At 68.7% G+C, this 25,370-nt stretch carries 23 protein-coding genes; 4 read left to right on the forward strand and 19 right to left on the reverse strand.

What is annotated here, in order from left to right; translation table 11 throughout:
- The first annotated feature begins 177 nt into the window (after positions 1-177).
- Both ACWDXS_RS15535 and ACWDXS_RS15540 read left to right on the forward strand, forming a co-directional pair.
- On the forward strand, positions 178-1,152 hold the full coding sequence (locus tag ACWDXS_RS15535; RefSeq protein ID WP_378989003.1) for an NAD-dependent epimerase/dehydratase family protein: 975 nt from the start codon (positions 178-180) through the stop codon (positions 1,150-1,152).
- A 31-nt stretch (positions 1,153-1,183) separates the two neighbouring features.
- On the forward strand, positions 1,184-2,197 hold the full coding sequence (locus ACWDXS_RS15540; RefSeq protein ID WP_449966085.1) for an Rv2578c family radical SAM protein: 1,014 nt from the start codon (positions 1,184-1,186) through the stop codon (positions 2,195-2,197).
- A 42-nt stretch (positions 2,198-2,239) separates the two neighbouring features.
- Here the strand turns inward: ACWDXS_RS15540 and ACWDXS_RS15545 are convergent, their stop codons facing one another.
- Together ACWDXS_RS15545 and hisS are read right to left on the reverse strand one after the other, a co-directional pair.
- On the reverse strand, positions 2,240-2,887 hold the full coding sequence (locus ACWDXS_RS15545; protein WP_449966087.1) for a hypothetical protein: 648 nt from the start codon (positions 2,885-2,887) through the stop codon (positions 2,240-2,242).
- A gap of 108 nt (positions 2,888-2,995) precedes the next feature.
- Positions 2,996-4,270 carry a histidine--tRNA ligase gene (gene hisS, locus ACWDXS_RS15550; protein ID WP_379315761.1) on the reverse strand — a complete coding sequence of 425 codons (1,275 nt, stop codon included), beginning with the start codon at positions 4,268-4,270 and terminating at the stop codon, positions 2,996-2,998.
- Between the two features lie 85 nt (positions 4,271-4,355).
- Between hisS and ACWDXS_RS15555 the strand changes: the two genes are divergently transcribed.
- Positions 4,356-5,252 carry a peptidylprolyl isomerase gene (locus ACWDXS_RS15555; RefSeq protein ID WP_378988999.1) on the forward strand — a complete coding sequence of 299 codons (897 nt, stop codon included), beginning with the start codon at positions 4,356-4,358 and terminating at the stop codon, positions 5,250-5,252.
- A gap of 240 nt (positions 5,253-5,492) precedes the next feature.
- Positions 5,493-6,047 (forward strand): hypothetical protein, encoded by a 555-nt coding sequence (locus tag ACWDXS_RS15560; RefSeq protein WP_387442801.1) that lies wholly within the window; start codon positions 5,493-5,495, stop codon positions 6,045-6,047.
- Between the two features lie 60 nt (positions 6,048-6,107).
- Here the strand turns inward: ACWDXS_RS15560 and ACWDXS_RS15565 are convergent, their stop codons facing one another.
- The 17 genes from ACWDXS_RS15565 to ACWDXS_RS15645 all read right to left on the reverse strand — a co-directional run bounded on the left by ACWDXS_RS15565 (position 6,108) and on the right by ACWDXS_RS15645 (position 25,297).
- Positions 6,108-6,533: a DUF4913 domain-containing protein gene (locus tag ACWDXS_RS15565; RefSeq protein ID WP_378626947.1), complete on the reverse strand. Its 426-nt coding sequence runs from the start codon at positions 6,531-6,533 to the stop codon at positions 6,108-6,110.
- Positions 6,530-8,356: a type IV secretory system conjugative DNA transfer family protein gene (locus ACWDXS_RS15570; RefSeq protein ID WP_387442797.1), complete on the reverse strand. Its 1,827-nt coding sequence runs from the start codon at positions 8,354-8,356 to the stop codon at positions 6,530-6,532. Before ACWDXS_RS15570 ends, ACWDXS_RS15565 begins: the two co-directional genes overlap by 4 nt.
- A 31-nt stretch (positions 8,357-8,387) precedes the next feature.
- Entirely contained in the window at positions 8,388-8,954 is a 567-nt protein-coding gene (locus ACWDXS_RS15575; RefSeq protein ID WP_449966093.1) for a hypothetical protein, read from the reverse strand.
- Positions 8,951-10,606, reverse strand: a complete 1,656-nt coding sequence (locus tag ACWDXS_RS15580; protein ID WP_449966096.1) for a peptidoglycan DD-metalloendopeptidase family protein — start codon at positions 10,604-10,606, stop codon at positions 8,951-8,953. Before ACWDXS_RS15580 ends, ACWDXS_RS15575 begins: the two co-directional genes overlap by 4 nt.
- Positions 10,607-10,667: 61 nt before the next feature.
- A complete protein-coding gene (locus tag ACWDXS_RS15585) occupies positions 10,668-10,976 on the reverse strand; it encodes a transposase (RefSeq protein WP_056810706.1) in 309 nt (102 codons plus the stop codon).
- Positions 10,973-13,264 (reverse strand): hypothetical protein, encoded by a 2,292-nt coding sequence (locus ACWDXS_RS15590; RefSeq protein WP_379313400.1) that lies wholly within the window; start codon positions 13,262-13,264, stop codon positions 10,973-10,975. Before ACWDXS_RS15590 ends, ACWDXS_RS15585 begins: the two co-directional genes overlap by 4 nt.
- Before the next feature lie 7 nt (positions 13,265-13,271).
- A complete protein-coding gene (locus ACWDXS_RS15595; protein WP_378988993.1) occupies positions 13,272-14,768 on the reverse strand; it encodes an SCO6880 family protein in 1,497 nt (498 codons plus the stop codon).
- Positions 14,765-16,216, reverse strand: a complete 1,452-nt coding sequence (locus ACWDXS_RS15600) for a hypothetical protein (RefSeq protein ID WP_449966101.1) — start codon at positions 16,214-16,216, stop codon at positions 14,765-14,767. The genes ACWDXS_RS15595 and ACWDXS_RS15600 overlap by 4 nt, the downstream gene beginning before the upstream one ends.
- Positions 16,217-16,272: 56 nt before the next feature.
- Positions 16,273-17,088, reverse strand: coding sequence for a hypothetical protein (locus ACWDXS_RS15605; RefSeq protein WP_378626938.1), 816 nt, complete (start codon positions 17,086-17,088; stop codon positions 16,273-16,275).
- Positions 17,085-17,681 (reverse strand): hypothetical protein, encoded by a 597-nt coding sequence (locus tag ACWDXS_RS15610; RefSeq protein ID WP_449966105.1) that lies wholly within the window; start codon positions 17,679-17,681, stop codon positions 17,085-17,087. The genes ACWDXS_RS15605 and ACWDXS_RS15610 overlap by 4 nt, the downstream gene beginning before the upstream one ends.
- 8 nt (positions 17,682-17,689) lie before the next feature.
- Positions 17,690-17,935 carry a hypothetical protein gene (locus ACWDXS_RS15615; protein ID WP_371852067.1) on the reverse strand — a complete coding sequence of 82 codons (246 nt, stop codon included), beginning with the start codon at positions 17,933-17,935 and terminating at the stop codon, positions 17,690-17,692.
- A gap of 8 nt (positions 17,936-17,943) precedes the next feature.
- Entirely contained in the window at positions 17,944-18,237 is a 294-nt protein-coding gene (locus ACWDXS_RS15620) for a hypothetical protein (RefSeq protein WP_056815437.1), read from the reverse strand.
- Between the two features lie 94 nt (positions 18,238-18,331).
- Entirely contained in the window at positions 18,332-18,973 is a 642-nt protein-coding gene (locus ACWDXS_RS15625; protein WP_449966109.1) for a hypothetical protein, read from the reverse strand.
- Positions 18,970-19,824, reverse strand: coding sequence for a MinD/ParA family ATP-binding protein (locus tag ACWDXS_RS15630; protein ID WP_378626934.1), 855 nt, complete (start codon positions 19,822-19,824; stop codon positions 18,970-18,972). Before ACWDXS_RS15630 ends, ACWDXS_RS15625 begins: the two co-directional genes overlap by 4 nt.
- Positions 19,825-19,833: 9 nt before the next feature.
- Complete coding sequence (locus ACWDXS_RS15635) at positions 19,834-21,024, reverse strand: hypothetical protein (RefSeq protein WP_449966114.1); 1,191 nt, start codon at positions 21,022-21,024, stop codon at positions 19,834-19,836.
- A 52-nt stretch (positions 21,025-21,076) separates the two neighbouring features.
- The gene (locus ACWDXS_RS15640) at positions 21,077-22,714 is read right to left on the reverse strand and encodes a cutinase family protein (RefSeq protein ID WP_449966117.1); all 1,638 of its coding nucleotides are present in this window, start codon (positions 22,712-22,714) and stop codon (positions 21,077-21,079) included.
- 210 nt (positions 22,715-22,924) lie between these two features.
- The gene (locus tag ACWDXS_RS15645) at positions 22,925-25,297 is read right to left on the reverse strand and encodes a RelA/SpoT family protein (protein ID WP_101467044.1); all 2,373 of its coding nucleotides are present in this window, start codon (positions 25,295-25,297) and stop codon (positions 22,925-22,927) included.
- Positions 25,298-25,370 lie beyond the last annotated feature (73 nt).

A 25,370-nucleotide genomic window follows, 5' to 3' on the forward strand; every position in this document is an offset into this window, starting at 1 on the left:
TCGTCGTGAAAAGTCTGCACTACAGAAGCGAGCGACGGACGCGAAACTCCCGACGCGACCACCCAACTGCGATTGGCGCCAAATATAGCCGAACTCCCCGGCAGTTTTCGAGTCGTGCCACCCCCGATCTGCGTGATCCACTATCAAAACTAGAACATGTTCTATATCCTCGGCCTCATGAAGGTCGCAGTGACCGGCGCAGCCGGCTACCTCGGTACCAACTTGATCCCTCTGCTCGTCGAGCGCGGCCACGAGGTCGTCGCGATCGACCGCGTCGCCCCGGCTACCGCCGATCCGGCCGTCACCTGGGTCGAAGGCGATGTGCTCGACCCGGCGTCGATGCGCGCGGCGCTGGCGGGCACCGAGGTGGTCTACCACCTCGTCGCGCTGATCACCCTCGCCGAACGCAACGATCTGGCGTGGCGGGTGAACACCGAGGGCGTGCGCGTCACCGCCGAGGCGGCACTGGAATCGGGCGTGCGCCGGTTCGTCCACACCAGCTCCATCCACGCTTTCGACCAGTACCGCGCGGGCGGGCACATCGACGAGACCTCCGGCCGCTCAGACGATCCCGGTTTGCCCGTGTACGACCGGTCGAAGTGGTCCGGCGAACTGGCCTTGCGTCCGGTGATCGAGCGCGGACTCGACGCGGTGATCGTGAATCCGACCGGCGTCTACGGCCCGGTCGACCTCCCCGATCGCCTGTCCCGGCTGAACGTCATCGCCGCCCAGGCGATGCGCGGCCGGATTCCGGTGATGATCGGCGGCGGCTTCGACCTGGTCGACGTGCGCGACGTCGCCCAGGGCCTGGTCCTCGCGGGCGACAAGGGCCGCACCGGCGAGAACTACCTGCTCGGCGGCGAGATGACCACGATGATCGACTTCTGCCGGATGGCGGCGGCCCGCACCGGCGCCAAGGGCCCACGCTTCGCCATCCCGGCGAAGGTACTCGGCGCGACACTGCCGGTGCTCGAGCCGATCGGCAGGCGCTTCGGCTCCGACAGCCTGTCCAAAGCCGCACTGGGCGCGCTGATCTCGGCGCCGGTCGTCGACCACGGCAAGGCCGAACGCGAACTCGGCTACCGCCCCCGCCCGACCACCGAGACCGTCAACGACCTCGTCGACTTCCTGCGGGCGTCGCGTCAGGCTTGACAGCCGTTCGAACAAATGTTCGACTCGTGGGGTGCGGTGGCAAGCTCAGACCCTGGACGCCGATGACGGCGCGCTGCCCGGCCTGACCAGGGCCGGGCTGGTCCGCTCCGTCCGCACCCCCGAGTTCGACGGCATCACCTTCCACGAGGTGCTGTGCAAGAGCGCGCTGAACAAGATGCCCGAGAGCTCCGCGCTGCCCTTCCGCTGGACGATCAACCCGATGCGTGGCTGCTCGCACGCCTGCCGCTACTGCTTCGCGCGCGGCAGCCACGAATATCTCGGCCTCGACGCGGGCGAGGATTTCGATTCCGAGATCGTGGTGAAGACCAATATCGCCGCGGTGCTGCGTCGCGAACTTCTGCGCCGGTCCTGGCAGCGCGAGGCGGTAGCGCTCGGCACCAACACCGACCCGTACCAACGCGCCGAGGGCCGATACCGCTTGATGCCCGGCATCATCGGCGCGCTCGCCGATTCGGGCACCCCCTTCTCCATCCTCACCAAGGGCCCGCTGCTGCGCCGCGATCTCCCCCTGCTCACCGAGGCGGCCCGGCACGTAGAGGTGAGCGTCGCGGTGTCGATCGCCATCCTCGATCCCGACCTGCATCACCGCCTCGAACCGGGCACCCCCGAACCGCGTGCCCGTCTCGACCTGGTCCGCGCGCTGGCCGACGCGGGCTTCACCGTCCATGTCATGGCCGCGCCGATCATCCCCTGTCTCACCGACAGCCGGGCCCATCTCGAGGCCATGTTCGCCGCGATCGCCGACGCGGGCGCGGCCAGCGCCATGGCCTTCCCGATGCACCTGCGCGGTCCCACCCGAGACTGGTTCCTCACCTGGCTCGGTACCGAACACCCCGCGCTCATGCGCCGCTACCGCCAGCTCTACGCCCGCGGCGGCAACGTCACTCCCCTCTACCGCGACTGGCTACGCGACCGAGTGAATCCCCTCCTCGACCACCACGGCCTGCGCCGAGTCCAAGGCCCCACCACGCCAGCCGCTCCCCCACCCACGCCGCAGGACGCGCAGCTCGCCCTCTTCGGCTGACCGCCGGACAGGCGGTCGGGCTACGACACCATCCGGCAACGCTCAACCGAGTGCGGCGACCTCGGAATCGGTGAGGACCACCGGTGAGACGCTGTCCTTGCTCCGCACCGACCGCACCGCGCGATACAGCGGACGTTCGCCGAGGCCGGCGTCGCGCGCCTCGGCACGCAACTGCTGCACGAGCACTTCCGAGATCGCGATGGCCGCGGCGAGTTCGCTGGCGGCGAGTGCGTCGGCGAGTTTGCGCAGGCCGAGCAGATGCAGTTCGCGGCCGCTGCCCACGTCGGTGTACATCGCCAGCGGCACCAGTTGGGTGTCGCCGCCGGCGGTGACCCGCAAGACGATGCGGCTCAGGCGTGCGGGATACACCAGCAGTTGCACGCCGGTAGCGTGGGCGAGGTCGACCGTGTGTTCGCCGACCAGCCGGTGTGCGCGGATCACGGTGCCGCTCAACCACAGCCGCCGCCGCTGGAACGCGAAGACGTAACCGATGGTCGGGACAGCGACGGCCAGTCCGATCAGGATCGCGTACGGCCAGCTCAGCCAGACCGCCGACAGCAACGCCGCACCGACGCCCACGCCGAGCGCGGCCAGCGCGAGCCTGCGCAACATCGGCGCGAACACCTCGGGCGCCACCAGGTCGATTCCCACCGGTTCCGTCGCCGCCGGCTGCCCGGACTGCCCGTCCACGATTGCCTCTCCGCCCCCACCGGCCCGCCCGGCATGAGGCGCGGTCAGATTACCGCGCCCCACCGACCTCAGCAGCCGAGCGCGGCGCCCACCGCGGAGTACGCGGCCTCAGCGACCGAGCTCCGCGCGCAGCACCGCCACGACGCCGTCGAGCGGGACGGACCGCTGTTCACCGGTTGCCATCTCCTTGACGCCGATCGTGTTCTCGGCGAGATCGCGATCGCCGAGCACAAGGGTGTACTTCGCCCCCGAACGGTCGGCGCCCTTCATCGCACCCTTCATCCCGCGTCCGCCATAGGCCAGGTCGACGCTGATGTCGGCGGCACGCAGTTCACCGGCCAGCGCGACCAGCTTCGCCTTGGCCGCGTCGCCGAGCGCGACGCCGTACACCTGGCAGCGCGCCGGATCGGCCGCCGACTTGCCCTCGGCAGCGAGTGCCAGCACCGTCCGGTCGACGCCGATGCCGAAACCGATGCCCGACAGCGGCTGACCGCCCAGTTCGGCCATCAGTCCGTCGTAGCGGCCACCGCCACCGATGCCCGACTGCGCACCGAGCTGGTCGTGCACGAATTCGAACGTGGTCTTGGTGTAGTAGTCCAGACCGCGCACCATGCGCGGGTTCACCACATATGGCACGCCGAGCGCGTCGAGGTGTCCGAGAACCTGCTCGAAGTGCGCCTTCGCCGACTCCGAGAGGTGGTCGATCATCAGCGGTGCGTTCGCGGTCAGCTCGCGCACTTCGGGACGCTTGTCGTCGAGCACGCGCAGCGGGTTGATCTCGGCGCGGCGCTGTGTCTCCTCGTCCAGGGGCAGCCCACGCAGGAACTCCTGCAACAGTTCGCGGTACTGCGGGCGGCACGTCTCGTCACCGAGCGAGGTGATCTCGAGGCGGAATCCGTCCAGGCCCAGCGCGCGGAATCCGGCGTCGGCGATCGCGATGACCTCGGCGTCGAGGGCGGGGTCGTCGATGCCGATCGCCTCGATGCCGACCTGCTGCAACTGCCGGTAACGACCGGCCTGCGGGCGCTCGTACCGGAAGAACGGACCGGCGTAGCAGAGCTTCACCGGCAGCTGACCGCTCTTGTCCAGACCGTGCTGGATCACCGCGCGCATCACGCCCGCGGTGCCTTCGGGACGCAGGGTGAAGCTCTCGCCGTTGCGGTCGGCGAAGGTCCACATCTCCTTGCTGACCACGTCGGTCGACTCGCCGACACCCCGTGCGAACAGGGCGGTCTGTTCGAATACCGGCAGCTCGACATGCCCGTACCCCGCGAGTCGGGCGGCGTGGATCAAGCCGTCGCGCACGGCGACGAACTCGGCCGAACCGGGCGGCAGGTAGTCGGGGACCCCCTTCGGGGCGGTGAAGCTGCTGGTCTTGGTCACGATGGTCCAGTTTTCCCCACGGGCGCCCCCCGCGTCCAACCGGTTACCCTCTAGACGAACCTGACGACACGGGAGGAACGCGGTAGTGCCGAGTAACGAACAGCGACGGGCGGCGGCCAAGCGCAAGCTGGAGCGCCAGCTGGCACGACGGGCCGAGCAGGAGAAGAAGCGCAAGCGCTTGACGATCGCGGGCTCGGTACTGGGTGTGATAGTCGTCGCGGCCGCCGCGACCGGCGTGTATTTCCTCACCAGGGGCGACGACAGTGAGTCGGTCAACGCCGAGTCGTCCTCGGCGGTGCCGACGACCCAGTTCGTCAACACTCCCCTCGACATCCCCGGTCCGCCGCCCCCCGCGGCCAAGCCCGCGACCGTCGACTGCAGCTACCCGGCGGGCCAGGAGCCTGCGGCCAAGCCGGTCACCGCGCCCACCACGACGTCGGTCGCCACCGACGGTCCCGAGGTGAAGGTGGCGATCGATTCCACCCAGGGCCCGATCGGGTTATCGCTCAACAGCGCGCAGGCACCCTGCACGGTCAACTCGATGGTGAGCCTGGCCCAGCAGGGCTATTTCGACAAGACCAGCTGCCACCGCATCGTGGCCACGCCGGGCTTCGGCATCCTGCAGTGCGGTGACCCCGCGGCCACCGGTATGGGCGGCCCCGGCTACTCCTTCGACAACGAATACCCCACCGACCTGTTCCCCGCCGGTGACCCGGCGCTGCAGCAGCCGGTGAACTACAAGCGCGGCCTGGTCGCGATGGCCAACGCGGGTACCTCCCCGGAGGGCAAGGGCACCAACGGAAGCCAGTTCTTCCTGGTCTTCGGCGACACCCAGCTGCCGCCGAACTACACCATCTTCGGCACGATCGACGAGGCCGGCCTGGCCACCTTGGACAAGGTCGCGGGCGGCGGCGTCAAGGGTGGCGCGGAAGACGGCGGGCCGGCCATCCCGATCTCGTTCAACTCTGTCAAGGTGGGCTGACACCCGCTTTCCCAGGACAGAAACGGACCGGACACGCTGGCGTGTCCGGTCCGTTTCCGGTTTTCCCGCCCCGACGTGCGAAGAAGATCATCAGAGGCTAGGCAATCCTACGATTCATCCGCCTCATGCACCGCTCACCCACATTTTCTCCGCTGTCGACCCGGCCCGCCGGACATCGCACCGTGTCCTTCGCGCGGTAGGCTCAGATGTCCACTTCCACAGCAGCATCGGGGAGCAGTCATGGCGGAACTCGACGACATCGGCAGCGAAACAGCGTCCATGATGCGCACCATGCTGCAGATGGCCATCTTGGTCGCCGTCAAATCGCGGGAACACGGCCAGAAAGAGGCCGAGTCCCGGGCGAAGGCGATCGAGGCCAAGATGAAGGAAGCGCGCGAATTGCAGATCCGCGAGGCGCGTGATCTCAAGGCCAAGGATCCGCGCAATATCGAACTCGTGCAGATGATGTCGGTGGGGTCGCGCACGGTGGAATCGCGCGGTGTGGAGAACCGCGGAATCAACCTCAACAAGCCGGCGGGCTCCGCCTTCGCCGCGAGCGCCGCGGCGACGCCGAGCGTCGGCTACGACTCGGCCGAGCGACGCTCGGCGATCGCGGCACATCTGCAGCGTGCCGGCGTCGCTCCGGAGCTCACCCAGGTTCGGATGCTGGTCGAAATGGGCCAAGGCATCTCGCCGGAAGAGGCGATCCGGTCCCGGGACACCGTGATGCGCGCGACCCTCGCGCGTCAGCGTGGGGAACGCGGGATCGAACGCGGGATCGAACGCGGTCGCTGACCCGACTCCGAATATGCTCGGATCCCCTTGCCTGGCAACGGGATCCGAGCATCCGTCCGGTCAGTCCGGTATGCGGCCTTTCTGCCAGAGGCGGTCGATGTCCGGACTGCCGAACATCTGCGCGTCCGCGCCCTCCGGTTTCTTGAGCGGCAGCGGTTCGAGCATCCCCTTGTGACCGTTGCGCACACTGCAGTACTTGAACGGCCCTTTCGGGTCGAACAGCTTGGTCATGTGCGGGTCCGCATGGTCGAGAAACCACACGCTGATACCGGTCCCGCCCTGCAGACGGTGATGCTCCCAGGCCTGCCACAGCGCGCTCAACCGGATCACGGCCTCGCTGTGGTGCCACCATTCCGGGCACCACACCGTGTCACTGATATCGGTGACCTGGCGCCGGTAGACCTGACTCAGGTACTCGGTGACGAACTCGTACACCCCCTGGTAGCCGTTCGTAATCTCCCCATTGGCGACATTGTCGTAGCTCACAGCGGCTTGACCTCCTCGACTTCACCCATCTCTTCCGGCGGAACAGATTTCGCTAGCGACGCAGACCCGAAAAGGTCTTCGATGCGGGTCTTGCGAGTCGGGTCGTTCTGCTCGATCGACCGCTTGACCGCGTCGGCGTACTCCGACTCCCACCACGGCACGGTCCGCACCAGGACCGCGGGCTGACCGGAGGTGAACACGACGGCACGACCGCGCGGTAGCGTCGCCAGGCCCTGCGCGGTGAAGGTCACCGAGGAGCTCAGCGAACGCGAGTAGCTCTTGCTGTTGCCCGACTGCGACATCGACGCGGAGATCGAGTCGTACTCGCCGATCGCCTCGGACCGGTCGCGCAGGAAGGCCATATCGTCGACTCCGCTGCCGAGAACCTTGATATTGGCGGCCGACCACAGCGCGCTCATCCCGGCCTCGCCCCAGCAACGCGCGCCCTGCGCCCACGACTGCAACACGGTCATCACCACGATGCCGCGCGACCCGAAGTGGCTGTACTGCTTGGGCAGATCCTTCCAGCGCACCACGTTGGCGGCCTCGTCGAGCACCGCGAGCAACGGGATCGGCAACCGGCCACCCGACGAGCGCGAGGCCTTACGCATGGCCACATCGATGACCGCCTCGGTGAGCGCGCTCACCAGCGGTGCGGCCGAACCGCGCCCCTCGAGCGACAGGCAGTACAGCGTGCCGTTGCGTTCGATGAACTCCAGTTCGTCGAACTGGGGACGGACGCCGTCGGCCGGGGTGATCCACGGGTGCACATTGGACAGCTGCAAGCAGCGAATCATCTTCTTCGCGGTACCGAAGATGCCGCTCCTGGTGCGCTCGTCGGCGTTGTACTGCATGGCGAGGCCGGACGCGGTGAAGTGGTGTTCGGCGCCGCGCAGGTGTTCGATCGCCTCGGTGTTCTGCGGATTCGTCACCCATTCCCACACCTGGGTGATCGGTTTACCCGCGATCGCGGCCGCAAGGAAGAACGCGGCGAGTAGGTCTTCGGCCTCAGGATCGAAGAAGTTGTCGCCGTCGTCGGCGCTGCCGCCGGTCTCGGCGTCGGCGAAATGTCCCGCGAGCCGAGCCGCCCGCATCTCACACCCCTCGGTGCGGAAGTTGACCCAGCTCAGCGGATCCCAGAACCAGGTCGGTCGTTCACCGGCGACGCCTTGTGGATCGAACACGAATGTGCGACTGCCCTTGGCTTCCTGCACATCACGGGTCGCGTCGACCACGTCACGCTTGTTCGACGTCGCCAGCACGGGCCCGATCGCGGAGAGTATCGCCGGAATGACCCGCGAGGTGGATTTGCCCTGTCGCGGGCCCCAGATGTCGAGATGCAGGTCTTCGTAGGAGCCGTAGAGCGAGGTGCCGTCGGCGACAGCGATGCCGATCGGCACACCGGGTGAGTCGTTGGTGCCCAGCTTCATCCCCAGAGCTGCCGCCTTCTCCCTGACTCCGGCCTCGGTGATCGACGCGATCGCGCTACCGCTGCCCATGTGGTCGGCCTTGTCGTCGACCGCCAACCGCCCCACACCCGCACGCTTCTTCAACCGCTTGCGGATCACCACATACGCGATGGCCGACGCGATCACCAACAGCACGATCACCGTCGACGCACGCGGCCAGTGCAGCTTGCCCCGCGCCAGATCGGCGACCACCGCGATCGGGTTGATCGGAATGGTCTGCGGCACAACCGCCAGCGCGTTGCCCAGGTGCAGGGCGACGGCGAGGGTGATCAGCGCCGCGAACCCGAACATGATCATGATCAGCGTTGTGTCGGGTCCGACCGCGGCCGGATCCGTCACCTTCTTCTTCGCCACGGGTGCCTCCTTGTGTGGACGTGGTGGGTGGTCAGCGGAACGCGTCGAGGCGCCAGCCCTGCGGGGTCTGCACCACCGTCGCGATGACGGTGCTCGGCGGTAGCTCTTCGGTGCGGCCGTTCGGGTAGACGACCGTTTGTTCGATGCCGATCTTGTACTGCGCCACCGTGGGATCGGCGCTCGCGGGCGCCGGCTCCCCCGAGGCGAAGGTGAACGCCTCCACGCGCGCTTTCGCCTTGGCCCAGTCGGCCCACTGCAGCGACGGTTTCGGAGTCGCGGTGGCCCCGATCGAACTGTCCAGCATACGTATCATGCTGGGCCCCAGCCATTCTCGCGCGCGCTGCAGCGAGGATCCGGGTTGCTCGGTCGCGGGGTACCAGGTGTAGACCTCGCGCAGCGCGACCACCGCGACACCGTCGGGAGTCGTCGGGTCGACCGCGGCTTCGAGCAGACGCGTGGTGGAAGTCGCCTCGGGACGCGTCGGCTCGGCATCACCACTGCACGCCGGAACCGAGAGCAGGACTGCCACGAGCATCACCGCCGGGGTTGTGCGGATTCGTGTTCTCTCCCACCAGGTTATCGCTGGTCGCGTGGTCACAACACCCTCCTCGCCCGTGCGTCGCCGGGCACCGCCACCTCGGCGACACCCCCGCCACCGCGGTTGCTCGTCGGCGGCACCGACTGGATCAGCCGACCGTTGCCCGCGTAGATCCCGACCTGTGTCGGGCCCTGCCGTCCGAACCCGCTGAACACCAGATCACCGGCGACGGCCTTCGCGATCGGGACCTCCCGCCCGGCCTCCCATTGCTGTTCGGCGGTGCGTGGCAACGTGACCGCGCCCGAGGACGCGGCGAACACCGCCGCGGCGGTCAGTCCCGGCCCGTCGAATCCGCCACCGCTCGGCCCCTGTACGCCGCCGCCGCCCCACACATACGGTGTGCCGAGCCAGTCGTGGGCGGCCTCGACGATCTGCTCGCCGTCGCTGCCCTGCCCGGGGGTGAACCGGCCTTGCGCGCCGGGCGCGCGGTACTGGGGTTCCATCGACAAGATGTTGGTGACGTAGGGCCTGGTCTCGGAATAGTGCGCCGCATACTGATTGGGCATCCCCCCGGAGGCCAGCACCGCGCCCTCACCGGCGTTGTACCCGGCCAGGGTGAGGGCGGCCAGGTCGCCCGACACGCGCCCCGCGGCCATCCAGCCCGCGATCTTGTGGGCGATCGAGCACATGTAGCGGGCTTGTCCGATGATCGCGTCACCGTCGTCCCACACGCTGGCGGACCCGTTGCCGTCGGCGTCGATGACGTAGGGCTGACCGTCCTCGGGATTGATGCCCGCCGCCGTGCCCGGCAGGAACTGGGCCAGGCCCTGAGCGCCCGCGGGCGAGGTGAGCCCCCGCCGGAATCCCGACTCCTGCTTGGCCTGCGCGGCCAGCAGCGACGAGGAGATCTCCGGGCACACCGTCCCCGCGCGGCGATACCAGATCTCGAGTTCGGCGGGTACCTTCCCATCGGCCAATGCCCCACCGGCGCTGCCGAATCCGCGCACACAGTTCGGATCGCTCGAAAACGCCCGCGCGCCACCGACATCCGGGGTCGGCGCGCCGTCGAGCCACGGCATCGGGTCGATCTGACGACCGCCGGTGAACCGGCCGCCGGGCACGATCTCGAAATGCAGGTGCGGACCGCTCGATTCGCCCGCGGACCCGACCATCCCGATCGGCTGACCCGCGGTCACCGTCTGGCCGGTGCGCACCTTGACGCCGGCGTCCCACATGTGGCCGTACACCGCGGAGTAGGCGCGACCGTTGGTGTCGACGGAATCGACGACGATCCAGTTGCCGAAACCGGAAGCGGGACCGGCGGCGACGACCCTGCCGTCGGACACCGAGTAGATCGTGGTGCCGTCGGTGGCGGCCATGTCGATGCCCTTGTGATCGCCGCCGCGCGAACCGAACACATCGGAGATGGTGAACGTTCCGGTCTCCAGCGGCAACGTGCGGCGCAGCGGACCCACACCCGCGGCCAGCACCGGTGTTCCGGTGACCGCCGGATTCGATGTCGGCGCGGCAGCACTGGTCGCGCCCGCGCGATTGTCCCCACCGAGTTCGGGCAGCGTGGGCACCGACGATCCGACCAGCACATCGCCGGTCTCGCAGGTCTCATCCGAGGACGGCAGCACGATCACCAACACCAGGGCCACCAACCCGACGACCGAGCCGAACACCGTCATCATCATCGTGCGGACGTTCACCGGCCGCCTCCCTGCGGTCCGCGCCGGGCGCCGATTCGCGCAACGTCCGCCGCGGCGGAGTTCATGTTCGGCGCCGGGACTCGTTGAGCGTGTCGGCGAGCGTGCGGTTCATTTCCGCGGCGGCGGCCAGCTGTTGTTGCAACAGCGCCACTTTGCGGCGTAGCGCGGTGGCGTCCATGCGGTCCAGGCTCGGGTCCTGGGTCGCGCGGACCCAGTTGCGCACCGAATTGGCGTGCACGCCGATCTGTTCGGCCACCATTCGGCAGGCCTCCGATTCGCTGCGCAACTTGTCGGTCAGCGCGACCACCTGGGCGACGGCGGCATTGCGGACCTCCGGCGAGACCCGGCGATAGGACCGGTGCGGCATCATTGCTCACTCCCGTTCGAATAGTCCGGCGTGCCCCTTGGGTTGTCGCCGAACTCGCTGAAGCGCTGGTTCGTGTCGTGGATTCCGCTTTCTCGCTCCGACACCGTGAACTCCATGTGGAAAGGAATGCCCGGCCGGCGATCCTCGCCGACCTTCAGCAGGAACTTGCCGGTACCGGGCGGCGACGGCCGCTGCTGGCCGGGCTTGAGCGCCTCACCGGTGAGGGCCTGCGGCGCCGACCAACTCGTCACCATCTCCTGCTCGGCCGAGGTGAACGGCACCGTGGAGTCGAGCCTGCTGATCTCCTCGGCGGGTAGCGCGCCGAAGATCTTGGCGCGCGCGCGTTCCAGGAAGCCGATGGCCTTGGCGATCGCGGCGTCCGACCCCAGCGCCTGCAGGTCCTTGATGGTGTGGCTGATCATGATCAGGGCGGTGGCCAGGCCACGCTGCAGACGGGTCAGCTCGTCGACGCGGTCGACCATGAAGTCGCCGAGCCCGAGCACCTGCCACAGCTCGTCCATCACCACCTGGAAGTAGCGCTGCGGGCCGAGGTCCGCGTCGGCCAGCACGTGCGCGGCCTCGACGGACGCGAAACCGTCTGCCCAGCAGGCCAACATGACCGCGGCCTTGAGCTTCTTGTCGCCGCTGGGGATGTGCGAGACGTCGATGCACACCGCCACGGCGCTGGTGTCGATCGGAACGCTGGTCTGGCCGTTGAAGATCGCGCCGAACGGACCCTGGGTGAGCGCGCGCAACGATCGGCGCAGTCCCTTGATCGCGTTCTGGTATTCGTCGGCGTTGTCGGCGCCCGCGTCGAGCATCATCTCGGCGCCGCCGCCGACGATCACCTCGAGCAGGTTTTCCATGATCGGCGGTTTGTCGGGGGTGAAGCCGCCGGGCTGGTAGAGGATGCGCAGCGCGGTAGCGATCAGCGTTTCCTCGAAGTCGGCGACGCGGGCGCCGCGAACCAGTTCCACCAGGCCCGCGATCAACGTCACCTGCCGGGCGCGCAGATCCTGCAGCACCTGACGTTGCAGTGCGGGTTCGTCCGCCAGGCGTGGCACCACCGAACCGAGCACGCCCGCGGCCAGCGGGTTCAGCTTGCCGTGTCCGTAGCCGAGGTCGATCACCTGGCCGCCGACGAGTTCGACCATCTTGCGGTAGTCGGGTTTCACGTCGGCCAGGATCAGCGGGGTGATGCCCTGGGCGATGCCGCCGAGCACGATCCGGCGCACCAGCGAGGACTTGCCGAAACCGTTGAGGCCGAGCACGAACAGGCTGGGCGCGGTGATGAAACTGCCGCGCATGAACCAGTTCATCGGGTCGAAGCACACCGGGGCGCCGGTGTGCAGGTGCGAGCCGAGTGGGGTGCCGATCAACGGCGCACCGGCACCGACCGACCACGGCCACAGACCCGCGACCTGGGCGGTGGTGGCGCGATACTCGACCGGGCGGCCGACGACGTTCATCTTGCCGCCGCCCGCGCCCGAGTACCCGCGGTCGGTCAATTCGGCGGTGGTGCGGTCGAACCCGTCCTTGACCACGGCCTCGGTGCGCGCGTGCGCGTTGTTGCGGCGCAGGTCGTCGGTGTGGATCCGGAACGTCGCCCAGGCCGCGCGCAGACCCGACTGCTCGCGGGCGATCATCTCGTAGCGGGCGCGGGTAGCGTCGTCGAGCAGCGAGGGGCCTTGCGAACGCCGGTCCGGCTTGGTCGATTTCGCCGACCGGCCCGAACCCATCGCCCGATCGGCGGCCTCGTCGGCCCGGACCGCGCGCACCGCCTTCGCGGGCCGCGCCTTCTTCATCGGCTTCGGTGCGGCCTGCTTGGGACGCCGGCGCGGATCACCCTGTGGGCGTTCGTGTTCCAACCGGGGACCGTGATCCTGGTCGCGCAACCCACGCTCGGCGCGCGCCCTGGCGCCCCGATCGGCATCGGGACGCGGACCCCGCGTCCGCCGCTCGCCCTCGCGCGATCGACGCGGCTCGTCCTCGCGTGGCCTGCGTGGCTCCTCGCCACGGGGCCGGGGTGGACGACCTCGTTCGGTGCGGGCTTCGTCCCGTGCCCGGTGCTCGACCGGTGGACGGCCTTCGGCCGTGCGTGATCCCCGCGCCGAGCCTTCTCGCTCGTCGCGGTCGGTGCGCTCGTCGAGGCCGAGCACGTCGTCGCTCACGCGCGGCGCGCTCCCCGCGGGCCGTGGCTCGCGTTCGCCGCGGATGCGCGGCGGCCGGTGGACCGGGCGCAACGCGACGTCGTCGCGATCGCGCACCGGGGGTTCGTAGTCGCGTCCCATAATCGCCTCACCCCGCCAATGCCTTCGGAATGGTTGCGTGTTCGGGCAGGATCACGCCGCAACCGAGAGATGCCGCGAACGCCGCGGACTGGTAGCGGTAGCAGCGCCGGATCTTGAGCCGAGCCTGCGTGGACAGGTCGCGGGTGATGGCCTCGATGCGGGGCAGATCACCACGCAGCGGCTCGGTGATCGTGACCAGCGCACCGAACCGGGTGACACCGTGTCCGCGGGCCTGCTCCTCGCGCGCCTGCTGGGTGGCGCCGACGCGCAGCGTCGCCGCCGCCGAGACCACACCGCGTTCGCTCTGCTGGGCCACGAGCGCGTTCTTGAAGTCGTCGTCGACGATCTCGGCGGCGTCGGCGGCCGAGTGCGGCCGGTAGACGATCGCGATGCGTTTGCGTGGCACTTCGGGATTGGGCGCGAGCAATCGCTGCAGCACCCGCTCGTCCACCGCGCCCTCGGGCGCCGCGTCCATCTCCCAGGTCACCGAGCGGCCGCCGTCGTGGATCAGGTGATCCCACTTCTCGTCGTAGGACACCGGACCCGCGTCGTCCCAGCCGAGGCCGTGCCCACCGGGATCGGCCGCGGCCACCTCGAGGTCGGCCTGCGAGGCAGGGTCGTAGCTGCGGCGGATGAAGGAGATGACCTCCTCCGCCGACATCGGCTGCGCCCGCACGCCGGCCTCGGCCAGCGCCGCGCAGATACCGGGCAGCCTGCGCCCGATCTCCACCGCTTCCTCGGCCGGGTTCTTGCGCCGCTCGGCGGTGGTCGCCTTGAACGTGATCGCCACCCGCGGCAGCAGTTGCACACGCTCCTGCGGCAATTCGGTCGCCAGCTCGTACATCACCTGCTGGGCCAGATCGGGGGCTTCGGGGCGGGTGATCGTGGACACCTCGTTGAGCAACCGGTTTCCGGTCTCGGGCACCGTGTCGATCACCGGCACCACCGCGACGATGTCGCTGGTCTGCCCGACCGAGGCGAGGAAGGTGCCCCAGGCCGCGACCCAGCGATCGATCACCGGCTGGTCCACCGCCTCGTGCCCCTGCGGCCAGGCCCGCAACACCACCGTGTACTGCGCGAACGCGGGCAGATGGATCATCCCGAAGTGATACCCACCGGCGTCGATGCCTTCGTAGAGCTTCGACGGCGCGAGCAGCCCCGGCAATTTCGTGACACCGCCGGGGATCCGGGAGAACCGGCCACCGCGATACACGTGCTCGCCGTTGTTGCGCGAGCGCCTCCAGTTGAACATCATCAGTCCCGTCTCATAGCCCGAGCGGCCCCCCGTCCGCCACACCAGGGGCACCATCACCAGCGCACCGAGCCCGCCGACGACGAGGCCCCATTTGAATCCACCGACCATCGCGCAGATCAGTGCCGTGATCACCACGACGAAACCGATCACGGTCTCTTCCCAGCGCAGGCCGAAAAGGCCCGCGCTGCGCGGTTTCTGCCACAGCCCGTACGAGCGGCGCTCGTAGGTGTCGGTCGCCGAGGTCGTCATCGCGGAATCGTGCTCCTGCCGAGGTCGGGTGAACGATTCGCCCAGCGGTCACCGGCGACGTCGCCCATCGATTGGTCCGCGCGCGAGGTGGTGTTGGCCGCGGTCCGAGCGGCCGCCACATTGCGGGCGCCGGCGGGTACCGAGCCCGAACTCGTCGTCGCGGGCGCGGGCGCACCCCCTCGTGGTGGCGGTATCGGTCGTGGCGCCGCGCCACCGCCGCCGCTTCCCCCGCCCCCGCCGGGTCCACCGGGCCGCGGGCCCGCACCGCCATTACCGAAGTAGCCCGCGGAGCCGGGCGCCGCCACCGGCCGAGAGGCGACAGCCTTGGTGCCGATCGCACCGAGCCCCATCGCCGCTACCGCCGCACCACCGGCCACCATCAGACCCGAGCCACCGGTGCCGACCGTGGCCACCGCCGGCGCGACCAGGCGCATCAGCGCGGGCAGCACGAACGCCACGCTGCACAGCAGCACCAGCGCGACCAGCATCCGCTGCGCGTCCTCGCCGCTGGGCAAGCCGCCGGAGTCCGTGGTCTCGTCGACGTGGCCCGCGGTGGTGAACGCGATCATGTACACGATCGCGGCCACCGGTTTGAACAGCATGAACGCGATGATCCAGCCGACCAGTTTCTGATACGACTGCTTGCCGGTGCCCGTCGCCGAGGCGGCGGCGGCCAGCGGCAGCACGCCCGCCGCGACCACCAGCAAACCCTGCCGAACGATGGCGAGCACGATCTGGGCGAGCGCGCCGAGCAGGCCGACGATGGCGATGATCAGCACCAGGCCCGGCGAAAAGGCCTGCAACTTACTGGTTTTCACCATCAATTCGGCCATGTTCTTGGCATTGCCGCCGGTGGCGTCGTCGATGATCCACTCGGAGAACTTGTCCGACGCTCGCGTACCCGCGACGATCACCGCACCCAGCATCCACGAACTGAACACCACCCTGGCGAACAGGCGGAACGATTCGGCGGCCTCGCTCACGGCCGCCCCGCGTCTGGCCTCGGCCAATCGGCCGCCGGTGATGATCACCGAGGCGATCAACAGCAATATCTGGATCTGATAGGTGTAGTCGTTGATCTTGGTGAACAGTGCCCCCGAGTCGCTCACCGCCTCGTTGGGCACCTTCATCCAGAAGGTCAACGCCAGGATCAGCGCCTCGCCGAGGCCCTTCATCAGCGAGTCGACCACCTTGCCGAAGGTGGAATCCCACGCCTTGTCCTTGACCGCGGTGGCCGCGTCGCCGGGGTGGGAGGCGGCATTGCCCGCCTTGCACACCGCCGACGCCGCGTCGCCGAGCGAGACTCCGGGGATCGCGACGCTGTCGAGGGTGTCGTGCAGTTCGTTGCACGCCTCGTCGAAGCCGTAGGTCTGGCCGTAGGCCACCGTCGGCGTCGCGATCATCACGGTGAAGATCACCGCGAAAATGGTGACGATCCGCCTCAGCATAGTTGGCACCCCTCGATGGTCCGCGCGGAATCGATCCGGGCTGTGCTGTACCTCGATCACCATGTCGTCCACCCCGCCAGCGATTCCACGTATTCGGTCTGGGTATTTGCTGTCGTCGACGGTTTGAGCCGCCAGTCACCGGCGTCCCACACCACGATCATCCGCATCGCGGCGTACAGCTGCTTGCCATCGATCACCGGACCGCGCGAAGCCAGCCGCACGATCGCCAGATCCTCGGCGAAATCGTCGATCTTGAACGCGTCGGAGGCCACGAAATACCGGGTCACCTTCTCCGGCTGCTGTTTGGGCAGCCGCTCGCCCGACAACGCGGAGTCGTAGGCGGCCAGCTGCGCTGTGCTGACCCGCAATTGCGTCACATACAGGTCGCGGTCCGCCGGGCGGGCGTTGAGCCGGTAGGTGATCTGCGCGGCGGCCAGTGCGGCGCCCTGTGGTGTCCGCGCGTAGCCGACGGCGAGTCCGTCCTCGATTCGCGACGGCCCGTCGGAAGTGGAGAACGGCACCGACGCGCCGTAGACACGCTGCCAGCCGTGCGGTTTCGTGGTGCCCTCCGGCGCGCCGGTCAGCCAATCCGGGTCCGCGGCGGTACGTTGCGTACCCGGTTGCTGGGCCAGCGGCTGACCCGCCGGGTTGTTCGGGATGTCCACCCGCCTGCCGAGCAGGTCGACCTCGGGTTCGGCGAATCCCGTTCCGCCCGCGGCCTGGGCGGGCGGCGGCGCGTTGTCCACCTCGCTGCCGCCGTCGCGAGTGAAGTACACGACGGCGCCGACGACCATGATCAGGGCGAGCAGGGCACCGGAGGCGATCATGCCGAAGGACGCGCGGTCGCGCGTGCCCGGCTCCTTCTCGCTCACTGCGGTGCCTCCAATGTCACAATGTCCTGCGGTAATTCATCGATCGGGTCGACCGGCCGGTCGGTGGACCGGGGATCGGGTAACTGCAGCCGCCAGTCTCCGCCGTACCAGCTCACCGTGGTGTGGTTCACCGCCCGTGACCGGTCGGAGTATTCGGTATAGACGTCGACAGTCGTTCGCTCGTCACGATATTCGGTAATTTTGTAACCCAACAATTTCGGCGCGTACTCCGCCGTGGCGGGTCCGGTGATCGACAGCTGTACTCGGTTGATCGCCCACTCGTCCCGCGCGGGCCCCGGGACGAGTTCGGCGTTCACCACCTGGGCCCACTGGCTGTCCGGCGCCACCGACAACCGGATGGTGTGGGTCAGTGCCGCCAGCCCGGCCCCGCGCGGGGAATGCTCGAACCCCGTCGCGGCGCCCTGCCCCACTGTTGTCGGGCCCTGATCGGTGTGCGGCAGGGAGATGCCCTGGTAGTCCTGCCAGCCCACCCCGGTCGGCACGGCTGTCAGGTCGGGGCCGGTATCACCACCGCCGCCACAGCCGACGGCCGCGGCGAGCAATGCGATACCGACCGCAACCGGTCGTGTCACTGTGGAATTCATGCCGGCAGGAAGGCCAGCGCGATCGCCGACGCGGTGCTGGCCACCGAGGCACCGATCAGGCTCATCAGGACGCCGTGTGAGGCGTCGTTGACCGCCAGGTCGCTGCGGAACGCGATCCACAATCGACCCGCCGACAGGATCATCCAGGCCAGGCACGACAGCAGGACGAACCAGAGCAGCCAGTTGAGCAACTGCATCATCGGCGCCAACACGTCGGCCGGGATCTGTTTATAGGCGAGCACGGTGATCACTAACCGATGACCGCACTCATGATCGTGCCGGCGCTGGTCGCCACGACGCCACCGATCATGGCGCCCGCCACCATCTTCGGCGATTCGAGACCACCACCGGTCCAGCGCTCCCACGCGAACTTGCCGCCCGCGTAGGTGATGCCGCAGATGCCCGACAGCAGCACGAACCAGGTGAGGTAACGCACCAGCTGCAGGATCTTCTCCGAGCCGGGAGGAGCCTCCGGGGTCGGGTTACCGACCTGGGCCAGCACGGTGCCGTACGTGTCCTGCACGGCGAGGAGGAGCATGCTCATCGGGTGCCTTTCTCCCACAGTAAAGGTGTTGTGCCACAAACACTTCGACGACGACACACGTTTGTACACCACCGACCGGCGAACCGCCCGGCGTTCATGATCGACCCTGACCCGACGTGGGCGGGCCGAGACTGGTGCGGATCGCGGCGACCACATCGGTACCGAGGTCACCGATTTCGACCGGCACGTCGTCGAGCGGGTCGGGGCGGCGCTTCTTGACCGCCACCTCGTCGCCCGGCGACCACACCGGAAGCGCATCGGACTCCACCAGAGTCCATTCCTCGAACCACGGCACCTGCCAGACGTGCCCGGCCAGCGAGCCGACCACCTCCCGGTAGCGCCGGATCTCCGGTGCCATCCGGCCGGGGCGCGCGGCCACGGTGATCAGGCCGAGAACCAGCGCCGGGCCCGCGAGCCCGGCGTGATGCTGGCGCAGCAGATCGTGCGCACGGGTGAGTCCGGAGATGGTTTCCCTGGCGACCAGGACCACATAGGGGGATTCGCGGTCGAACACCCCGGGCCAGCGCCCACGCGCGTCGGCGGCGGGGGCGAGCACATGCGACAGCGTGGTCGCGCCCGCGCCACCGTGCACGCCGAGCAACCACACCAGCGGCGCCCGGCCGACCCCTGGCACCGGGCGCTCCCAGATCTTGGCGCGCAGCGATTCTGGCGGCGCGACTACACCGGCGGGGGCGTCCGGTTCACGACGACGACGAAGATTCATGGCTGCCGTCATGATGCCACCCCCGCGAGCAAGCTCGCATACGCCGAACGCGTCGTCTCGGCCAGCTCGGCGTGGCGGACGAGTTCTCCGCGCGCGAGATGCGGATCGTAGGGAATCTCGACGACCTCGCGCACCCACCCCGACAGGTGCTCGCGCAAATGCTCCGCTACGCGCGAGTCGTCGTGCGAATACTGATGCGAGACAACGATAGTGGTGTCGGCGACCACACCGGCACCGTCGTCGCCGTAGTGGTCGTCGAGCCATTCCAGGGTCACGCGCAGCCGGTTGGCGGCGTCGACGCGGGCCGGGATGGCCAGCACCAGTGCGATATCGGCATCGTCGAGCAGGGGCCGCAGTTGCCGTCCGGCAATCGGGTTGCCGCCGTCGTAGACCGCGGTGTACCCACCGGTGTCCAGCGCCCGCGCGACAGTGAGAAATGTCGCGCGGCGGCGCAGTGGGGTCGCGTCCCGCCAGAGCAGCCCGAACCCGGAGGTGGAGCGGGACAGGCAGTCTTCCAGCGGCGCCGGTTCGTCGTCGCCCCGGCCGTACACCCAGGACTGCAGGTTCACCGGGTGCAGGTGCTTGTCGGCCCCGCGCAGCGCGATGTCGCTACCCGCCGCGGTCGCGTCGACCGCCACTGTCGTCGCACCCGCGGTGACGAGCTCCGCGGCCAGGCCGAGCGCGGTCGTCGTGGTGCCCGCGCCGCCGCAGCCGCCGACCACCAGGATCGGCCTGCGAGTACCGTCGCGGCGCTCACCGTTGCGACGCCGCAACCGCACCACCGGAGCCGGATCACGCGCCAGGTCATCGGACGGGTCCCCCTCGGGGGCCTCGTCGAGCCATCGGCTCCAATCGTCTGTCATCGCCTCTCCTTACCCTGCCGCGATGCCCGTGATGAGCGTGCGATCGCCGACCAGCGCTGTCCGCACCGATTGCTTGGTGTAGGTGGCCGGTGCGCCCGCGGGCCGGAACTCGGTGACCTCCACGGTGAACCGGTCGGCCGCGACGGTGGTGATCCGCACGCAGTGGGTGGTCCCCACCGGGATGGTGTCGATACCGCGCTGGATCACGGCGGCCGGCGAGACGTCGGCGTCGGGGGTGACCACCGCTCTGGCCTGCGCCCCCGATCGGGTCACGTAGTAGGCGTACTGGAAGGCGAGGACAGCGTCGGGGCCCGAGTCGGTGCCGCCCGCTTCGGCGCTGCGCAGCACGATCTCGGTGCGTTCGGTCGGGCACGAGCCCGCGGTGTCGGCGGTCAGGTTGCCCGCGGTGAAGTGCAGTGGCGGGGCGGCGTTGCGGGCGGTGTTGCTGTCGCCGCGCCCGACCAGCAGGAAGAACACCCCGGTCGCGGCGAGCACGAGCACGAGGACCGAGACCGCGAGAACCACCCACGTGCGCTGACGTTTCCGGTTCGCCCGCAGGGCACCGGAGGGCTCGAGCACACGGGCGTTGTCGTATTCGTCGGCGGCGGCCTCCGGCCAGGGGAACTGGACGAGTTCGGCGTCGTAGTCGTCGTCGGGGCCTGGTGCCGGTTCGGCGACCCAGTCCGACCAGCCGCCGGTGAAGTCGCTACGGCGTCCGGCAAGTTGCGCGGGAGGCGGTGGCGGGGGCTCGGGCGCATCCTCCGGTTCGGCCGGGTACGGCCGCTTGTCGCCTTCGGCCGCGCCCCAGCCCGCGGATTCGGTTGTCGTGTCATCGAACTCGGTGGCCCGACTGACGGGGTCACCGTCTTTCGGCTCGGACTCGACGTTCCAGCCGTGCGGGTCGCCGGCAACTTTCGCCTGATGCCCCGTCTCCCCGCCCTGCGAGTCGCCGGTGGCGGTCGGCTGAAAGTCGAGGGCGAGGCTGAACGGTTCCGGCTGCCGCTCCCCTGCCGTGGCGCGATCCGGCGCCGGCTCGGCGATCGGGGCGGCGCCGGGACTCGTCGAATATCGGTCGATGCTGTCGTCGTCGCCCGTCACCGGTTCGGTGGTGTCCGGACGCACAGGGGCACCGGTCTCGGTCTCGGCCTCGGGCTCCAGCGCCGAGTACCAGCGCGACAATTCGTTGTACGACTTCAACATTCCCCCCTTTCCACGGCGCCGGGCACAGTTCGCATCGAAGACCTCTCGGTGATCAGTTCACAGAGAACGGACGGGTGGTGGGTGCGGTGGTTACGGGTGTCGCGGCAGGCGGAGTCGTCGCGCCGCCGGATGAGGCGCCATCGGCTCCTGTCCCGAACGGAAATTGTCCCCCACCGGAGGGTTTGGTTGTCGTAGACGCGCCGGTCGGGCTCTGGAATATTCCCATACCACGCGAGTCGGACCCGCCGACCGGTACCGTTCCCTTCCCGGAAACGCCTGCCGCGTCGTGGGCGAGCGCGGCGAACCACCGGCCGACGTACTCCGTCGGGGTGGCGCCGTTCGCGCCGACGCCCATGCGCGAGTACGCGTCATGGCGTTGCAGCGTGTCCCAGTAGCGCACCCAGGTGGTGACGTCGAGGAGTTCGGCGTTGTCGGTCACATTCTGCTGGACCGCGGTGAACGCCTCGTTGACCAGCCGGATCCCGGTGGTCGGCGGCACCAGTTGCGGGACCGCGCCTGCCAGTTTCGTCCCGAGCAGCGTCAGTCCGGCCAGCGGATTCGACAGTGTGGCCGTGGCCAATTCGCTGATACTCGCCGGGCTGATCACCGACTTCACCACGGTGGCGACGGCGTTCAGGCCGATCATGCCGACCTTCAGCAGCGCCTGATACGCGGCGTTCATGTCGAGCTTGCTGTTCGGGTCCGAGGCATCGGACACTCGCTGTGAGATCGACTTCTTCGGCGAGATCGACACGTCGGCCAGGGTGGCGCCGGAGATGTCCTCCTCGACCACCGCGGTGGCGGTTTTGATGGAGGTGAACGCCAGCGCCTGCGCGATCGAGGTCAACGAGCCGATCGGATCGCCGCCGGAGAGTTTCGACTGGCTCATGAGGTTGGTGACGGCGCGCACGATCGGCGCGCCCTGCGGTGCGTCACACGCGAGATCGCCTGTGGCACAAAAGCTTGCGACACGACCGGTCAGTTTACCGAAGTCGTCGGTCTGCTCGCTCTGCGGGGCGAGCCCACCACCGGAGGCGACCCCTTGACGCACGGCACCGATGTTCGCCACCGCGTCGCCGGAGGTTCCCGGCGCCGCCAGCGGTGCGGTCCGGTCGGGCGCGCCGGGAAACAGTGGCGCGTTCTCGGCACGGGTCGGGTCGGCGAACAACGCGACCGCGGCGACCTTGTCCGCGGGCAGTGCTCCGGTGCCCGCTCCGACCTCCTGGGCGAACAGCGAGGCGACGTGGGCACCTTGGGAATAGCCGACGACCGCGAACCGGGTGTCCGGGCAACGCTGCGCCACCTGGGTCGCCATCGCGCGAAGTCGTTCCAGGCCCCCGGCCACCGATTCGGTGTACGGCACCGCGCCGCCCTGGACCGCACCGCCGAAACCGGCCTCATAGGGCACGTACGCACGATCGACGAGGCCCGGGTCGGCCGCACCGGCGAACATCGGACGGAACACCGTCGACAGCATCCCGGTGTCGGTGCTGGGCGCCGCGTCGGGCGAGGACTCACCCGTGCCCTGAATTCCCAAGGCGTAGAGCGCCGGACACGCGGCGATGGATACGTGTGTAGACGGCGTGGTGGGTGTACCGTCTTCCGCGCCGGCCACCCCCGCCGTAACCGACAGCGAAGCGACGGTGAACGCGATCAGCGTCCCCGTGAGTCGTGTCGTGCACCGAGCCATATCGATCCGCATCACAGTCCGTTTCGGCTGACCAGTGGAGCGTTGAAACGCACTAAACCGTAACAGATTCCGGGTAACCCAACCGCTGCCCTAATCGGCCCTTTCGCTGCCCCCGGCAAACCCGATGCGACCAGCAACCTTTCGGCGATCACCTGGGCAGACAGCGGCCCGGGCACCCTCGCGAGGAGAGTGCCCGGGCCGTGGTCGGGGTCAGGCGGCGGAGGTCACCCGGTACACGTCGTAGACGCCTTCGACGTTGCGCACCACATTGAGCAGGTGACCGAGGTGCTTGGGGTCGCCCATCTCGAAGGTGAACTTGCTGATCGCGACACGGTCGCCATGGGTGGCCACCGAGGCGGACAGGATGTTGACCTTCTCGTCGGCCAGCACCTTGGTCACATCCGAGAGCAATCGGGTGCGGTCGAGCGCCTCGATCTGGATCGCGACCAGGAACACCGACGAGGGCGAGGGCGCCCATTCGACCTCGATGATCCGCTCCGACTGCTCCTGCAGGGAATCGGCGTTGGTGCAGTCGGTCCGGTGCACGCTCACCGCGCCACCGCGGGTCACGAAGCCCATGATCTCGTCACCCGGCACCGGCGTGCAGCACTTGGCCAGCTTCGCGACCGTTCCCGGCGCACCGGGAATGAGCACGCCGGCGTCCCCGGTGACCCGCTGACGGGCCGGCGTGGTCGACGGTGTCGACCGCTCGGCCAGCTCGTTCTCCACATCGCCGATGCCGCCGAGCTGGGCCATGAGCCGCTGCACCACGTGATGCGCCGACACCTGGTGCTCGCCGACCGCGGTGTAGAGGGTGGAGATGTCGCTGTAGTGCAGCTCGTGCGCGACCGCGGTCATCGCCTCGACACTCATCAACCGCTGCAGCGGCAGCCCGACGCGGCGGACCTCCTTGGAGATCTGCTCCTTGCCGCTCTCGAGCGCTTCCTCGCGCCGTTCCTTGGCAAACCACTGGCGAATCTTGGCTTTCGCGCGCGGTGAGACCACGAACTTCTGCCAGTCGCGACTGGGTCCCGCGTTCTGCGCCTTGGAGGTGAACACCTCCACGACTTCGCCGTTCTCCAGCTGCCGTTCCAGCGCCACCAGGCGACCGTTCACCCGCGCACCGATGCACTTGTGCCCGACCTCGGTGTGCACCGCGTACGCGAAGTCGACCGGAGTGGACTTCTGCGGCAGCGTGATCACATCGCCCTTGGGCGTGAACACGAAGATCTCCGGCGACTTCAGGTCGAAGCGCAGCGATTCGAGGAACTCCGCGGGGTCGGCGGCCTCCCGCTGCCAGTCGAGCAGCTGACGCATCCACGCCATGTCGTCGACTTCGGCGGCGTCACCGGAGTGCTTGCCCTTGGTCTCCTTGTACCGCCAGTGCGCGGCGATGCCGAACTCGGCTGTTCGGTGCATGTCCTGCGTGCGGATCTGCACCTCGAGCGGCTTGCCGTCGGGGCCGACCACCGTCGTGTGCAGCGATTGGTAGACGCCGTAGCGCGGCTGCGCGATGTAGTCCTTGAACCGCCCCGCCATCGGCTGCCACAGCGAGTGCACGACGCCGACCGCGGCGTAGCAGTCGCGGACTTCCTCGCACAGGATCCGCATGCCGACCAGGTCATGGATGTCGTCGAAGTCTTTGCCCTTGACGATCATCTTCTGATAGATCGACCAGTAGTGCTTGGGCCTGCCTTCGACGATCGCGTTGATCCGCGACGCGGCCAGGGTGTTGGTGATCTCCGCGCGCACCTTCGCCAGATAGGTGTCACGCGAGGGCGCGCGATCGGCGACCAGGCGCACGATCTCGTCGTATTTCTTGGGGTGCAGGATCGCGAAGGCGAGGTCCTCCAGCTCCCATTTGACCGTGGCCATACCGAGGCGGTGCGCCAGCGGCGCGATCACCTCGAGGGTTTCCTTGGCCTTCTTGGCCTGCTTCTCCGGCGGCAGGAAGCGCATGGTGCGCATGTTGTGCAACCGGTCGGCGACCTTGATCACCAGCACACGTGGGTCGCGGGCCATGGCGATGATCATCTTGCGGATGGTCTCGGCCTCGGCCGCCGCGCCCAGGTTGACCTTGTCGAGTTTGGTGACCCCGTCGACGAGGTGGGCGACTTCCTGCCCGAACTCTTCCTTGAGCTGCTCGAGGGAGTAGCCGGTGTCCTCGACGGTGTCGTGCAGCAGGGCCGCGACCAGGGTGGTCGTGTCCATGCCGAGCTCGGCCAGGATGTTGGCGACGGCGAGCGGGTGCGTGATGTAGGGGTCGCCGGACTTGCGGAACTGCTTGGCGTGGCGTTCGTCGGCGACGTCGAAGGCGCGCTGGAGCAGGCCGAGATTGGCCTTCGGGTACAGCTCGCGGTGGACGGTGGCCAACGGTTCGAGCACCGGCTTGACCGCCGCGATCCCCCGTTGACCGGTCATCCGCCGAGCCAGCCGCGCACGAACCCGCCGAGACGCCGAACTGGGCACCGAGGCTGTCGGGGACTGCTTGGCGGTTTCGGGGGTCTTCGCCGGTGCACCCTGGCTCGGCGTGGCGCCGGTGGATTCCTGCCCAACCTTCGCCTCGCCCAGTTGTCGAGTCATGCCACCACCTCTCACGCTGCATTCGGACCTTGTCGGCCGAGTGCTGCAACCGCCCAGGTCCTCACTTTAGTCC

The organism is Nocardia sp. NPDC003183 (genome assembly GCF_053590715.1).